General features: G+C 67.8%; 1 protein-coding gene. It reads left to right on the forward strand.

Annotated elements, in window-relative coordinates; translation table 11 throughout:
• The coding region (locus AX735_RS09020) for a TraG/VirB4 family ATPase (protein WP_156447452.1) at nt 1-597 on the forward strand (597 nt) is incomplete at both ends.

Consider the following 597-nt stretch of genomic DNA (forward strand, 5'->3'; position numbering starts at 1 on the left):
GTCCAGCTACAGCCGCTCGCCCGTATCGACGATCCGGCCGAGCGCGCATGGGCGGCCGAATGGCTGGCGGCGATCCTCGCCAGCGAAGGCGTCCCCGTCGATCCGCAGGCCAAGGAGCATCTGTGGTCGGCGCTCGGCTCCCTTGCCAGTGCGCCCGTGCCGGAACGCACGCTGACCGGGCTCGCGGTTCTGCTCCAGAGCCAGCAGCTCAAGCAGGCGCTCGCCCCCTATTGCCTTGGTGGACCGTGGGGCCGGCTGCTCGATGCCGAGGTCGAACGGCTCGGCGAAGCGTCGGTGCAGGCGTTCGAGACGGAGGGCCTGGTTGGCGGCGGATCAGCCGCCTCCGTCCTGTCCTACCTGTTCCACCGGATCGAAGGCCGGCTGGACGGCTCGCCGACGCTCATCATCATCGACGAGGGCTGGCTGGTTCTCGACACCCCCGACTTCGCAGCCCAGCTCCGCGAATGGCTTAAGACCTTGCGGAAGAAGAACGCCAGCGTCGTTTTCGCCACGCAGAGCCTGGCCGACATCGAAACCTCTAACATCGCGCCGGCCATCATCGAGAGCTGCCCGACGCGCATCTTCCTGCCGAACGAG

It is taken from the genome of Blastomonas sp. CCH1-A6 (assembly GCF_001556365.1).
GTDB classification, from domain to species: domain Bacteria; phylum Pseudomonadota; class Alphaproteobacteria; order Sphingomonadales; family Sphingomonadaceae; genus Blastomonas; species Blastomonas ursincola.